Raw genomic sequence first — 13,275 nt, 5'->3', positions numbered from 1 at the left:
GGTCACCGCCTGCATCTCGGGCGTGCGGCGCGGCCGGGATCGGACCGTCACTCCTTCGTGCCCGACCGCCGGGCCGATCCGGCGTAGCCGTGCGGGTTGAGCTGCTGGAAGTGCCAGGCGTCCCGGCACATCGCGGCCAGGTCCCGGGTGGGGCGCCAGCCCCAGGCCCGGGCCACCGCGCTCGCGTCCGCGACCAGTGCCGGCACGTCCCCTGGCCGGCGCGCGACGATCTCGTACGGGATCGTCCGGCCGCAGGCTCTGCCGAACGCGGTGACCACGTCCAGGACCGAACTGCCGCTTCCGGTCCCGAGATTGAAGACCCGCATGCCCGGCGCGTCGCCGAAGTGGTCCAGCGCCACGCGGTGCGCCTCCACGGTGTCCATCACATGGAGGTAGTCGCGGACCGCGGTGCCGTCGGTGGTCGGATAGTCGCCGCCGAAGACTCGCAGACGCTCCCGGCGGCCGACGGCGACCTGGGCGACGTAGGGCATGAGGTTGTCGGGTTCCCCGCTCGGGTCCTCGCCGAGCAGTCCGCTCGGGTGGGCGCCGGTGGGGTTGAAGTAGCGCAGGCACAGCACGGAGAGCTGCGGCAGGCGCAGACAGACGTCGTCGAGGATCTTCTCGCACATCCACTTCGAGGACGCGTACGGGTTGGTGGGCGAGGCCGGCGTCGACTCGTCGAGCAGGCCGGTGCCCGCGCTGCCGTAGACGGAGCAGGAGGAGGAGAACACCAGCCGCTGGACCTGGTGTTCCTGCATGGCGGACAGCAGGGAGGTGGTGCCGCCGACATTGGTGTCGTAGTACCGCACGGGCATCCGTGTCGACTCGCCCACGGCCTTGTGCGCGGCGAAGTGCACGACGGCGTCCACGGGGTGTCGGTCGAAGACGGCCGAGAGGGCGCGCCGATCACGGATGTCCAGCTCGTAGACGGCGCCGACGAAACGGCCGGCGATCCGTTCCACCCGGGACAGGACCTGGGGTGCGCTGTTGGAGTAGTCGTCGACGACGATCACCTCGTAGCCGTGGTCGAGGAGTTCCACGCAGGCGTGGCTGCCGATGAAGCCGGCCCCGCCGGTCACCAGGACCGTGGAGGGTGGCCTGGGGTACGGCGACCTGGTGTCCATGGTGCTCACCGGCCCAGCACGAGGGCGACACCGGAGAGGGCCGCGGCGATCGCCGCGAACGGGAGGATCAGCCGTGCGAGCGGCGGCCGCGGCCCCTGTGTCCGCTCGGCAGTGAGCTGCAACAGCGGACCGCTCGCGGTCACCCGGACGACCGTGCCGTCCGGGACGGCCGCCAGAGGGCGTTCCACCTGGACCGGATCCGCCGGAGTGCGGACCGACTCGCTGTGCGTCATGGGCGACGCTCCCACCGTGGGGTGCAGTGCGCTGTACACGGACTTCGTATGTTTACGACGTATATGTACGACTCTGCGCCTCTCGTTCCCGTACGTCAAGGCGGCGGAGACGCCTGAGGAGCGGGGGTGCCGGGTGCGGTCGTGGGGCGGCTGCGGGTGCGTTGTGGCTGATCGCGCAGTTCCCCGCGCCCCTAAAAGCACCTGCAGTCGCCCTGGGACGTGAAGCACCGTCGGCCGTTGGCGTCGTAGCCGCCCACGGCGGGAAGGGGACGGGGCGGGGGGTGTCCGCCCGCAGCGGCCGGCGTCCGACACGCAGCACAACCCGGAGACACAGTTCCGCCGGACCGAGGACGGAGACCCCCCGCCCCGGCCCCGACCCACCCACCGGACCGCAGGCGCTACGCACGCCCCCACCGAAGCCGCACAGCGCGCCGCAGGCATCGCGCACCGCAACCCACCACCACACCCCCTAGACGCGTGTCCGGCCGGCCGGGAAGGCGTGCCGTCGGCCGACGGCCACCGTGACGAGCGCGGCCGCGATCAGCGGGAACGCGGTCCAGGGCAGCGCCCCGGCGCCCAGGTGGTCCAGGGCGAGCCCGCCGGTGAGCGAGCCCGCCGCGATCCCCGCGTTGTAGACGGTGGTCTGCAAGGACGTGGCCACGTCCGCCGCGGCCGGACCCGAAGCGTCGACCAGCGCGGTCTGGATCAGCGTCGGCGCCCCGCCGAAGGCCAGGCCCCACAGCGCGACCGCCACGACCAGCACCGCCGGAGAGCGGGCGGAGAGGCCGAGCGCGAGCATGACCACCGTGCACAGGCCGAGCGCGCCGAGCAGCGTGGGCCGCAGCCGTCGGTCGACCAGTGCGCCCGTGATCCAGATCCCGGCGACCGTGGCCGTCCCGAACACCAGCAGCACCAGGCCCGTACGTCCGAACCCGGAGTGCGCCGCGAACGGGGCCACGTACGTGTACATCACCTGATGCCCCAGCAGCAGGAACAGCGTCACCGACAGGACCACCGGGATGCCCGGCAGGGTCGCCACCCGGCCGAGCGGCACCCGCGCTCCGGCCGGCTCGCCGGGGAAGCCGGGAACCCACCGGAGTACCCAGACCACCAGCAGCACCGCGAGCCCGGCCAGCACGCCGAAGACCGCGCGCCAGCCGAGCACCCCGGCCAGCGCGGTCCCGGCCGGCACCCCCAGGGACAGCGCGAGCGTGATCCCCGCGAGGACGATCGCGATGGCCCGCCCGCGCCGCTCGGCGGGCACCATCCGGGCCGCGTACCCGACGAGCATCGCCCACAGCGTGCCGCCCATGCCCCCGGCGACCAGCCGGGCGGCGAAGGTGAGCGGGTACGACGACGACAGCGCGACCACCAGATTGCTCACCGCGAACCCGAGCAGCGCCCCGACCAGCACCGGCCGACGCGGCAGCCCGCGCAGCAACGCCGTCAGCGGGATGGCCGCCACGAAGGAGGCGAGCGCGTACCCGGTCACCAGAAAGCCGACGCGCGCCTCGGAGACGCCCAGCGCCGGCGCCATGCGCGGGAGCAGGCCCGCCGGGAGCAGCTCGGTCATCACGGCGGTGAAGGCGGCCGTGGACAGGGCGAGCAGCCCCGACCACGGCAGGGACGTGGGCAGGGCAGTGCCCTTGACCTGGGATGCGGTGGACATGCGACCATGCTCGGACCCTCACATCAGTGTGAAGGCAAGGGTGACCCGGAGCACGTCACGACGATCGGCGAGGCGGCCTGATGAAGATCGGCGAACTGTCCCACCGGACCGGCGTCCCCACCCGTCTGCTGCGGTACTACGAGGAACAGGACCTGCTGCACCCGGCCCGGACCGGGAACGGCTACCGCGACTACGACGAGGCCGCCGTCCGGGACGTCCAGCAGATCCGCGGCCTGCTCGACTCCGGCCTGACCACGGAGATGATCCGGGCGATCCTGCCCTACCTCTCCGGACCCGAGGAGATCCTGCTGCCCCCGGAGCACCTCACCCCGGAGACGGCCGCCCTGCTGAGCGCCCACCTCGACCGCATCCAGGCCCGTATCGACTGCCTGGCCCGCAACCGCGACCGGCTCAGCGCGTACCTCGCCGCGGTCCGGCCGGACACCGGACGGCCACAAACGTCGTAGAACGCGGTGAACACCGTAAACGCCGTTGCCCTCGGGGGCGTGCGGGTGGTGAAGTGAGCGCATGGATCATGCCGCGGTACTCGCCCTGTTCGACCGGGACATGCGCGAGGGCGCACAGCCGGACGGCCCCGACGCCCGCGTCGAGCGGACCGGGGGCGTGGTCCGCCAGGTCTCCTCGGCCCACGGCTGGAACGGCGTCGTGTGGTCCGACCTGGACGCGGCGGGCGCGGACGCGGCGATCGCCGAACAGATCGCCCACTTCACGGCGCTAGGCCGCGAGTTCGAGTGGAAGGTCTACGGCCACGACCTGCCGGTGGACCTGGGCAAGCGGCTCAGGGCCGCCGGGTTCACGCCCCAACCCGAGGAGACGCTGATGATCGGCGAGGTCGCCGATCTCACCCTGGACGCCGATCCACCGGAGGGGATCCGTGTCCTGCCCGTCACCGACCGCGCGGGCGTGGACCTCGTCGCGGACGTGCACGAGAAGGCGTTCGGCACCGACGGCTCACGGCTGCGGCACCAGCTCCTGGCCCGGCTGACGGACGACCCGGACAGCGTCGTCGCCGTCGTCGCGCTCGCCGGCGACACCCCGGTCAGCGCGGCCCGGATGGAAATGGTCCCCGGTACCCGCTTCGCCGGACTGTGGGGCGGCGGCACGCTGGAGGAGTGGCGCGGCCGTGGCATCTACCGTGCGCTCGTCGCCCACCGGGCCCGCGCCGCCGTGGACCGCGGTTACCGCTATCTCCAGGTCGACGCCCTGAGCACGAGCCGCCCGGTCCTCGAACGCCTGGGCTTCGAGGCGCTGACCACGACGACGCCGTACGTGTACGTGCCGTAGCCCTGCGCCGGGCCGCCGTACGGGCACGGCGCGCCGCCCTGCCGGTGCCGGCGTATGCGCACGGCGCGCCGACCCCTGTCGACGCGCCGCGCACGTGCGTGGGTCGGCCCTCGCCGAGGGCCACCCGGAATGCTGTCAGCCCGCCGTCAGCGGCGTGCCTTCGACCGGTCCAGCGCGGCCACGCCCAGTGCGGCGAGACCGATCTGGATGAGCCACTCGACCCAGTCCACGCCCTTGGTGTCGGCCACGTCGAAGGCGCCGGCGATCGCCGAGCCGATCAGCGCGGCAACGATGCCGACGAGGATCGTCCACAGGATCCCGATGCGCTGGCGCCCCGGGACCACGAGCCGGCCCAGGACACCGATGACGATGCCGATCACGATGGCACTGATGATGCCGTCGACTTCCATCTCCGCCCCTCTTCTGTCAAGACCCCCGCACCAGTGCGTGTGCCCCCAGGAGGCGCGGACAGTCCGCTCCGGCCGCAACCGTCGGCCGGAGCCGGGTCACGGCGGGCCCGTCCGACGGTTCACGAGGCGGTCCAGCCGGTGGCGCGGACCACCTCGTCCGCGATGTCGATCACGGTGCGTCCGTCGGTCGCGACCCGCAGGGTGTCCGCGGATGCCCGCTCGTCCAGCATCCGGGCCTTGCGGGCGCTGCCCCGCAGCTCGTGCTCGAACTCGGAGCCGATCTCCCGCCCGCGCAGCCGGAGTTCCGCCGTCCGGTCGGTGGCGGTGAGCAGCACCCGTACCAGCCGTACGCCGTCGCCCATCGCCCCGCGGAAGATGCCCTCCGCCTCCGCCAGGACGCTCACGGTGTTCACGTACACCAGGCGTCGACAGCCCAGGGCGGCGTAGTTGCCCCAGACGGCGGTCAGATTGCGCTCGGTGATGGCGGCCCGGTGCGGATCGCCCTCCGGCGCCGGATGCACCTGCCCCATGAAGTCCCCGTCGATCACGGCGTGCCCGACCTCGGCCGCCCGCAGGCGGGCCGAGACCTCCCACCCCACCGTCGTCTTCCCGACCCCGGCCCGGCCACCGATGAGCAGTGCTTCCGCGTCAGCCATGGCGTCAGCGTGCCAGTCGCGCACCGCGGCGGGCGACCGGATTTCCCTCGCGTACCCTGCCTCTCTCGGCGGCGAGGGACGGGCGAGGGAAGGCGGATCCCAGGTGGAGGAATCGGTGCTCGGCGGGGGCGCGGTCAACGAGGTCGTGCGGGTCGGCGCGACCGTACGGCGAACCGCGTCACCGCGGTCGGACTACGTACGGGACCTGCTCGCGCTGTTCGAGCGGAGCGGCTGGCCGGGCGCGCCGCGGTTCCTCGGGACGGACGAGCGGGGCAGGGAGACGTTCGGGTACATCGAGGGCCGGGCGGCCCTGACGCCGGACGAGCGGGTCGCCGCCCGTACCGACACCGCTCTCGAACAGGTGGCCCGGCTCGTCCGCGCCTTCCACGACCTCACCCACGGCACACCGTCGGCCGGCGGCCGGGACGTCGTGTGCCACAACGACCTCGCCCCGAAGAACACCGTGTACGCCGTCCGGGGCGAGCACTGGCACCCGCTCGCCTTCGTCGACTGGGATCTGGCCGCCCCCGGGGAGCGGGTGCACGACCTCGCCCACCTGTGCTGGCAGTACCTCGATCTGGGACCGGGAGTGAGCGACGTGTCCGAGGCGGCGCGCCGGATCCGTCTGGTCTGCGACGCCTACGGCCTCGACGGGCGTGAGGATCTCATCGACACGATCCTGTGGTGGCAGGACCGCTGTCGGCGCGGGATCGAGGCCGGGGCGGCACGCGGCGAACCGGCCATGGTCGGTCTGCGCGCATCGGGCGCCGTCGACGAGGTACGGGCGGCCCGGGAGTGGGTGGCCGGTCACCGGCGGGAGCTGGGGGCCCTGTTGCGGTGACGGTGGGCGGAGACCGGCAGTCCGCTGCGGCAGGAGCCGTGGGGGTGCCGGCCTGCCGACGGGGCGACGGACGTGCGGGGGCCGGTCCGCGATAGAGCGGGCCGGCCCTCGTGCCTGTTCCCTTCGGGCAGGGCGTGCCGGTGTTCCCTTCAGGCGGGGTCGCCTATGGCTTGGGGGCGCTCTTCGCCGCCGTACCGATGCACAGCAGCCCCAGGATCAGAGCCAGGGCGCCGATGATGATGTTGTTCCACACGACTCCCGCGTCCGGGCTCTCGCCGACGATCCACGGCGAGACGATCATCCACACGCCCAGCGCGCACATGGCCCAGCTCAGGCCGTACATGCGCTCCGGAGCCCGGGTGAACCCGAGGGCGAGCAGACCGATCGCGATGCCCACGATGAGGTTGTGGACCACGAGGTCGGGCTGGCTCGTCGTGTAGTGGACTATCCACGGGGATGCGGCACAGTACAGACCGAGAAGGAACACCGGTCCGTCCACGAGCGCCACATCGCGACCGCCGAGCATGCGGGCGTAGCGGTCCCGCATTTCGTTGACGTCGGGGTGGCTGGAGATGTCACCTCGGGTGGGCGAGACATTGGCCATGACTCGTCTCCTTTGACTTGCTGGCCTGACCGCGTCTGGTGCGGTGTGCGGTTAGCGCCGCGCAGGTCCATTCTGCGCTTATTTCTCCCTTATGTGTAGTGGTCAGGGAGGTGTGCGTAGGGGGCAGGGAGGCGCCCGTGGCCCGGCGACGGCTCAGGTCCGCCCCTCGGGGAGCACCGACTCTCCCCGAGGAGCGGACAGGGAGCGAGGGGACTCCCCTTTACGGCGCGTGCGTGTGCGCCGTGCCCATCACTTCCGACGGAGGCGCTGTCGCGGATGCACCCGCATCGAAAACGAACGCGAGGCTGCGGTGGAGCCGGTGCAGTCCGCGTCGCGCGTGGCTCTTGACCGTGCCCAGCGGCCACCCCGTCCGCTCGGCGATCTGGGTCTGGCTCAAATCCTCGTAGAACGTCAGACGCAGCACCCGCTGCTGCGCGGAGGGCAGTCTGGCGAGTTCGGCGCGGACCACCACCTGGTCCAGGGTGGTGTCCGTACGGTCACCGAAGGGCTCGGTCCGCGCGAGACGGGCGCCCGCGCGGGCGACCAGGTCGGCGCGGCGGCTGCGCGCGGCGAGCGCGTCGGCGGTCTTGCGGCGGGTGATGCCCACGATCCAGCCGGCGAGCGTGCCGCGCTCGGGCCGATAGCCCTGCCGCCCGCACCACACCCCGAGGAAGACCTGCTGCGTGACGTCCTCCGCCTCCCTGGGATCGCCCAGGGAGCGCCAGGCCAGCGTGTGCACGAGGGCGGACCAGCGGCGGTACGCGGCTGTCAGGCAGGCCTCGTCCCCGGCCACCAGCCCGCGGGCGAGCTCCTCCTCGGTCAGCCGGTCCCCGGCGGGAACCCGGTCGCGCACGTTGTTCGCCCGGCGGTGCGTGCGTGTGCTCGGCAAGGAGTTCATGGCGGCGGTTCCTCACGTGCGGTGGGTCCGGCGGCCGGGCTCGGTGCTGCCGGGGACCGTGTCGGCCGGTGCGGTCATCCTCCGAGCCGGGCGGCAGAGCGATCAACTCGCATCGGTTGTGCATCGTATGGTCGAACCATGACGGGGACACCGGACGCCGGAGCGGGCGAGGAGGCCGGGCGGGGACAGGCCCCCCGGGACACCGCGACGAGCCTCACCACCGGCGCGCTGGCCCGCCGGCTCGGCGTGTCGCCCACCACGCTGCGCTCCTGGGACCGCCGCTACGGCATCGGTCCCGCGGTCCGCACCGACGGACGGCACCGCCGCTGGACCCCGCGGGACGTCGCCGTGCTGGAGACGATGTGCCGTCTGACGTCCGCCGGAGTGCCGCCCGCCGAGGCCGCCCGGGTGGCACGGGAGACCTCGGAGAGCGAGCGGGGGCCGCGCGCCGCTCCCGAGCCCGCGCCCACGGCGCGGTCCCGGGCGGCCGGAACCCTCCCGCTGGGCGACGTCCGCCAGGAGTGCCGCGGCCTCGCCCGCGCCGCGGTCCGCCTCGACGCGCCGGCGGTCGAGGCACAGCTGGCCGCCGCCGTGGAGACCCACGGCCTCACCGTCGCCTGGCAGGAGGTCATGGTGCCCACCCTGCACGCGGTCGGCCGCAAGTGGGCCTCGTCGGGCGACCGTTACGTCGAGGTCGAGCACCTGCTGTCCTGGCACGTGTCCACCGCACTCCGACGCCTCACCCCTCCTCCGGTCGCCCATGGCGACGCCCCGGCGCCTGGGCCGACGGTGCTGGCCTGCGTCCCCGGGGAGCAGCACACCCTGCCGCTGGAGGCGCTCAACGCCGCGCTGGGCGAACGGGGCCTGCCCACCAGGATGTTCGGCGCCGCCGTGCCCGCCGAGGCCCTCGTCGCCGCGGTGGACCGGATCGGCCCGTCCGTGGTCTTCCTGTGGGCCCAGACGCGTTCCTCGGCGAGCCTGCCGCTGGCCCGGCACGTGGCCGGCGCCCGGTGGGGCGTGAAGGGCGCCCGCCACCAGCCGGTCGTGATGCTCGGCGGCCCGGGCTGGATCGGGCACTCCGGCCGGGGAATGCCCCGGCCGGCCACCCTCCAGGACGCCCTGGACCTGCTGACCGGACCGGCCGGCGAGGCCGCGGCCGGACACCTCTGACGTCCCGCCGCGGCCCCTGATCCGCCCCGCCCGGTCGGCGCACGTTGTGTGCCCCGGCCTCCGTACGTCAGTCGCGGCCCCGGGCCCGCCGGAAACGGGCGAGCCCGTCGGACAGATCGACGATCGGGTCCGGATAGTCGATCCCCGCCCGGTCCAGCCCCTGGAGCTTCCACGGCTCGTGCACCGCGGGACCCGCCAGCTCCCGCAGCTCCGGTACCCAGCGGCGGACGTAGGCGCCGTCGGGGTCGTACCGCTTGGCCTGGGTGACGGGATTGAGGACCCGGTGGGGGCGGGTGTCGGTGCCGGTGCCGGCCGTCCACTGCCAGTTGAGCTGGTTGTTGGCGACGTCGCCGTCCACCAGCAGGTCCAGGAAGTGGCGGGCGCCGACGCGCCAGTCGACGTACAGCGTCTTGGCGAGGAAGCTCGCGGTCAGCAGGCGCCCGCGGTTGTGCATCCAGCCCTCGTGGCGCAGCTGGCGCATGGCCGCGTCGACGACCGGATAGCCGGTGCGGCCCTCCCGCCACGCCGCCGCGTCCTCGTCCGCGGCCCGCCCGGACCGCCAACGGTCGTGCCGGGGGCGGTAGTCGGCGCGGGCCGCCGTCGGGCGCGCGGCGAGGACCTGGCGGTGGAAGTCGCGCCAGGCGAGCTGCCGTACGAACGCCTCCGCTCCCGGGCCGCCCGCGCGGCGGGCCCGGTGGACGAGTTCGACGGGGGAGAGGGTGCCGAAGTGCAGGTGGGGAGAGAGGCGGGAGGTGGCGTCGCCCGCCAGATCGTCGTGCCGGTCCGCGTAGGCGGGCAGGCCGCCGCGCAGCCATGAGGCCAGCCGCTCGCGGCCCACCGTCTCACCCCCGTCGGCGAGCCCTTCGGAGATCCCGGACAGGCCCTCGCGCGAGGGCAGCGGTTCGGACCCCACCGCGTCGGGGACCCGCACCACGCGCGGGGCACCGAGCGGCGGGCGCAACGGCTGCCGCGACCAGTGCCGGAAGTACGGCGTGAAGACGGCGAAGTGGTCCGAGGAGGCCGGGAGCACGGCACCGGGCGCGACGGCCGTGGTCACCGTGTCGTGCACGTGCAGCCGTACCCCCTCCGCCTCCAGGGCCCGGCGCAGCCGGTCCTCCCGTCGGCGCGCGTGGGCGCTGACGTCGGCCGCCATGTGCACCTCGTCGGCGTCCGCCTCGGCGGCCACCTTGCACACCTGGTCGACGAGATCGCCGCCGCGCACGATCAGCCGGCCGCCCCGGGCGCGCAGTCCGGCGTCCAGATCGCGCAGGCAGTCGGCGAGGAAGGCGAGCCGGTTGGGCACGGCGAAACCGGCGTCGTCCACGGCCCGGTCCCGCACGAACAGCGGGACCACCCGGTCGGTACCGTCGAGCGCCGCACGGAGCGGCGGATGGTCGTGCAGCCGCAGGTCGCACGTGAACAGGACGACGGAGATGGTCATCGTGCCGCTCCAGTGAAAGGGTCGGGGTGCGAGGGGTCGGCGGAGGCACCCGCCGCGGCCCGTGCGATGTTGCGGGCCATGCCGCCGAACACGACGGCGTGGAAGGGCGTGACGCCCCACCAGTAGGCCTGGCCCAGCAGCCCGTGCGGATGGAACAGGGCCCGCTGCCGGTAGCGGGTGCGGCCCTCCTCGTCGGTTTCGGCCCGCATCTCCAGCCAGGCCAGGCCCGGCAGCCGCATCTCGGCCCGCAGCCGCAGCAGCCGGCCCGGCTCGATCTCCTCGACCCGCCAGAAGTCCAGCGAGTCGCCGACCCGCAGCCGTTCGGTGTCCCGGCGGCCCCGCCGCAGCCCCACCCCGCCCACCAGCCGGTCCAGCCACCCGCGCACCGCCCAGGCGAGCGGGAAGGAGTACCAGCCGTTCTCGCCTCCGATGCCCTCGACGACCCGCCACAGCGCCTCGGGCGTGGCGTCGACGGTCAGCTCCCGGTGGTCGGTGTAGAGGCTGCCGCCGGCCCAGTCGGGGTCGGTGGGCAGCGGGTCGCTGGGCGCGCCCGGCACCGAGGCCGAGGACCACCGGGTCGTCACCCGGGCCTCCCGCACCCGCCGCAGCGCCAGGCGTAGGGCCTCGTCGAAACCGAGGGGATGTCCCGGCGGGTCGGGCACGTGGCGGGCGATGTCGTGTTCGTGGCAGACCACTTCGTGGCGCAGCGACTCGGCGAGGGGCCGGGCGATGGAGGCGGGCACCGGTGTCACCAGACCGACCCAGTGGCTGGACAGACCGGGGGTGAGGACCGGCACCGGGAGGATGACCCGGCGGGGCAGTCCGGCGACCGCCGCGTACCGGAGCATCATCTGCCGGTACGTCAGCACCTCGGGGCCCCCGAGGTCGAAGGCGCGGTTGACCTCGTCGGGCATCCGGGCGCTGCCCACGAGGGCGCGCAGCACGTCCCGGATCGCCACGGGCTGGATACGGGTGTGCACCCAGCTCGGGGTGACCATCACCGGCAGGCGCTCGGTGAGGTAGCGCAGCATCTCGAAGGAGGCGGAGCCCGAGCCGATGACGACGGCGGCCCGCAGGACGGTGGTCGGCACGCCCGAGTCCAGCAGGATGCGGCCCACCTCGGCGCGCGAGCGCAGATGCGGCGAGAGCTCCGCCTCGGGCACGCCCGCCGGGGTGAGGCCGCCCAGATAGACGATGCGCCGCACGCCCGCGGACCGGGCCGCCCCGGCGAAGACACGCGCGGCCTGCCGGTCGCTCGCCTCGAAGCCCTTGCCGGAATGCAGCGCGTGCACCAGGTAGTACGCGACGTCGACGCCCTCCAGGGCGCGGGCGACGGAGTCCGCGTCGGTGACGTCGCCGCGCACCACGTCGGCCTCGCCGGCCCATGGGTGGTCGCGCAGCCGCTCGGGGGAGCGGGCCAGGCACCGCACCCGGTGTCCCGCGGCGAGCAGCTCGGGGACGAGGCGGCCGCCGACATAGCCGGTGGCCCCGGTCACCAGGCAGCGCAGCCCCGTCCGTGTGTCGTCGTGGTCCATCCCAACCCGGTCCTTTCTGTCGGCCCCCTGTGATCACTTCCACCGTCGGGGCCGCTTCGGATGCGGCGGGGTTCTTCGGGAGGTGGCGCTTCTGCGCGGGACATCGGCGCACAGGTGTGGTGGCCGGCATCCGTCGGCGAGCACCCGAAGACGTGGACATGACCTGACCATTCGCGGGCAGGCGGACAGATACGAGACAGGCCGAGTGGACGAACGATGGTGGAGGTGTCTGCCGCTATGGGCGCGAAGGTGTTGGAGCGGTTTCCTGCGGGGGCTCCGCGCGGATCGTGGCCGGCGGAGGAGTACGCGGCGAGGCGGCGCGCCGAGGGTGAGCCGGCGACCGTCGTGATGGATCTCAAGTCGGACGCGTTCCTCGTGGTGGTCCCGGCACGCGACGAGGACTGACCCGCCCGGTCGACGAGGACTGACCCGCCCTCTCAACGGGACACGGTGAGCGTCCCGCCCAGCTCGCTGGCCCGGCGCACGAACGCCTCGTGCAGATGCCGGGCCGCCTGCGGGACCGACTCGGCCCTGCGGCGCCGCAGCGTCAGCAGCACCCGGGTCGCGTCCCCCGCGATCGGCCGGTGGGTGATCGTGCCCAGCCGCTCCAGCGGATCCCCGACCACACTGAAGTCGGGCAGCACGGTCACCCCCAGCCCCTCGGCGACCATCAGCTTCCCCATCTCGGCACCGTCGGTGGAGTACGCGAACGACGCCTCCCGGCCCGCCAGGAGCCGGTGCACATAGCGGTGCATGACATAGCCGGTGCGCATCGCGATCAGCGGCTCGCCGAGCAGATCGTCCGCCGAGACGTACGGCCGTGAGGCGAGCGGGCTGTCCGGGCGCAGGCACACCACCGGCCGCCCGTGCAGCAGTTGTACGGAGTCGAAGCCGGCCGGCGGGTCGTCGCCGTCCAGATGGTTGACCAGACCGAGGTCGAGACCGCCCTCGGACAGCGCCCGGTGGATCTCGCTCTGCCGCGCGCCCACCACCTCGACCTGGGTACGGGCGTGCGCCGCCCGGAAGTCCCGCACGGCCGGGACCAGCAGCGGCACCGTCGCCGCGTTCACCGTACCCACCCGTACCATGCGGCTGACGCGGTGCCGTTCACCCGCCGCCGACCGCAGCCGGTCCACCGCCTCCAGCACATGGACGATGTACGGCAGCAGATCGCGGCCCTCGGCGCTCATCGTCGCCCCGGTCCGCTTGCGCTCCAGGAGATCCACCCCCAGTTCGCGCTCCAGATTGCGCACGGTCTCGCTCAACGCGGGCTGCGACAGGCGCAGTTCCTCCGCGGCCCGGCGCAGGGATCCCAGGCGCGTGACCGCGGCGATGTATTCCAGCTGTTCGGTTCGCACGCCCAGCAGAATGCGGGCGGATTCTTGGCCC

At 73.6% G+C, this 13,275-nt stretch carries 15 protein-coding genes; 5 read left to right on the top strand and 10 right to left on the bottom strand.

Features of this window, described 5'->3' with window-relative positions; translation table 11 throughout:
- Positions 1-47 precede the first annotated feature (47 nt).
- From galE to K4B79_RS41400, 3 genes are all read right to left on the bottom strand, one after another.
- A complete protein-coding gene (gene galE / locus K4B79_RS41410; protein WP_232032609.1) occupies positions 48-1,124 on the bottom strand; it encodes a UDP-glucose 4-epimerase GalE in 1,077 nt (358 codons plus the stop codon).
- Positions 1,125-1,129: 5 nt separating this feature from the next.
- On the bottom strand, positions 1,130-1,357 hold the full coding sequence (locus tag K4B79_RS41405) for a hypothetical protein (protein WP_232032608.1): 228 nt from the start codon (positions 1,355-1,357) through the stop codon (positions 1,130-1,132).
- 469 nt (positions 1,358-1,826) lie between these two features.
- Complete coding sequence (locus tag K4B79_RS41400) at positions 1,827-3,026, bottom strand: MFS transporter (RefSeq protein WP_232032607.1); 1,200 nt, start codon at positions 3,024-3,026, stop codon at positions 1,827-1,829.
- Between the two features lie 80 nt (positions 3,027-3,106).
- On the opposite strand from K4B79_RS41400, the gene K4B79_RS41395 reads away from it, so the two are divergent.
- Both K4B79_RS41395 and K4B79_RS41390 read left to right on the top strand, forming a co-directional pair.
- Entirely contained in the window at positions 3,107-3,493 is a 387-nt protein-coding gene (locus K4B79_RS41395) for a MerR family transcriptional regulator (RefSeq protein ID WP_232032606.1), read from the top strand.
- A gap of 61 nt (positions 3,494-3,554) precedes the next feature.
- Positions 3,555-4,331 carry a GNAT family N-acetyltransferase gene (locus tag K4B79_RS41390; protein ID WP_232032605.1) on the top strand — a complete coding sequence of 259 codons (777 nt, stop codon included), beginning with the start codon at positions 3,555-3,557 and terminating at the stop codon, positions 4,329-4,331.
- 146 nt (positions 4,332-4,477) lie between these two features.
- Here the strand turns inward: K4B79_RS41390 and K4B79_RS41385 are convergent, their stop codons facing one another.
- Positions 4,478-4,741 (bottom strand): GlsB/YeaQ/YmgE family stress response membrane protein, encoded by a 264-nt coding sequence (locus K4B79_RS41385; RefSeq protein WP_057611480.1) that lies wholly within the window; start codon positions 4,739-4,741, stop codon positions 4,478-4,480.
- Between the two features lie 119 nt (positions 4,742-4,860).
- Complete coding sequence (locus tag K4B79_RS41380; protein WP_232032604.1) at positions 4,861-5,397, bottom strand: hypothetical protein; 537 nt, start codon at positions 5,395-5,397, stop codon at positions 4,861-4,863.
- A gap of 103 nt (positions 5,398-5,500) precedes the next feature.
- On the opposite strand from K4B79_RS41380, the gene K4B79_RS41375 reads away from it, so the two are divergent.
- Positions 5,501-6,238 carry a phosphotransferase gene (locus tag K4B79_RS41375; protein WP_232032603.1) on the top strand — a complete coding sequence of 246 codons (738 nt, stop codon included), beginning with the start codon at positions 5,501-5,503 and terminating at the stop codon, positions 6,236-6,238.
- Positions 6,239-6,401: 163 nt separating this feature from the next.
- Here the strand turns inward: K4B79_RS41375 and K4B79_RS41370 are convergent, their stop codons facing one another.
- The gene (locus tag K4B79_RS41370) at positions 6,402-6,842 is read right to left on the bottom strand and encodes an SPW repeat protein (RefSeq protein WP_232032602.1); all 441 of its coding nucleotides are present in this window, start codon (positions 6,840-6,842) and stop codon (positions 6,402-6,404) included.
- Positions 6,843-7,062: 220 nt separating this feature from the next.
- Positions 7,063-7,740, bottom strand: coding sequence for a sigma-70 family RNA polymerase sigma factor (locus K4B79_RS41365; protein WP_232032601.1), 678 nt, complete (start codon positions 7,738-7,740; stop codon positions 7,063-7,065).
- 138 nt (positions 7,741-7,878) lie between these two features.
- On the opposite strand from K4B79_RS41365, the gene K4B79_RS41360 reads away from it, so the two are divergent.
- Positions 7,879-8,910 (top strand): MerR family transcriptional regulator, encoded by a 1,032-nt coding sequence (locus tag K4B79_RS41360; RefSeq protein ID WP_232032600.1) that lies wholly within the window; start codon positions 7,879-7,881, stop codon positions 8,908-8,910.
- Positions 8,911-8,977: 67 nt separating this feature from the next.
- On the opposite strand, the gene K4B79_RS41355 is transcribed toward K4B79_RS41360, so the two are convergent.
- Both K4B79_RS41355 and K4B79_RS41350 read right to left on the bottom strand, forming a co-directional pair.
- Complete coding sequence (locus K4B79_RS41355) at positions 8,978-10,351, bottom strand: cryptochrome/photolyase family protein (RefSeq protein ID WP_232032599.1); 1,374 nt, start codon at positions 10,349-10,351, stop codon at positions 8,978-8,980.
- On the bottom strand, positions 10,348-11,886 hold the full coding sequence (locus K4B79_RS41350; RefSeq protein WP_232032598.1) for an SDR family oxidoreductase: 1,539 nt from the start codon (positions 11,884-11,886) through the stop codon (positions 10,348-10,350). Before K4B79_RS41350 ends, K4B79_RS41355 begins: the two co-directional genes overlap by 4 nt.
- 216 nt (positions 11,887-12,102) lie before the next feature.
- Between K4B79_RS41350 and K4B79_RS41345 the strand changes: the two genes are divergently transcribed.
- Positions 12,103-12,291, top strand: a complete 189-nt coding sequence (locus K4B79_RS41345) for a hypothetical protein (protein ID WP_232032597.1) — start codon at positions 12,103-12,105, stop codon at positions 12,289-12,291.
- A gap of 32 nt (positions 12,292-12,323) precedes the next feature.
- Here K4B79_RS41345 and K4B79_RS41340 read toward each other — a convergent pair whose 3' ends face one another.
- A complete protein-coding gene (locus tag K4B79_RS41340; RefSeq protein ID WP_232032596.1) occupies positions 12,324-13,244 on the bottom strand; it encodes a LysR family transcriptional regulator in 921 nt (306 codons plus the stop codon).
- Positions 13,245-13,275: the final 31 nt, after the last annotated feature.

The organism is Streptomyces lincolnensis, assembly GCF_021173675.1.
In the GTDB taxonomy this organism is placed as follows: domain Bacteria; phylum Actinomycetota; class Actinomycetes; order Streptomycetales; family Streptomycetaceae; genus Streptomyces; species Streptomyces lincolnensis_B.
The sequence above is the reverse complement of the archived record's forward strand: the minus strand, read 5'-3'. Positions and strand labels throughout refer to the sequence as shown.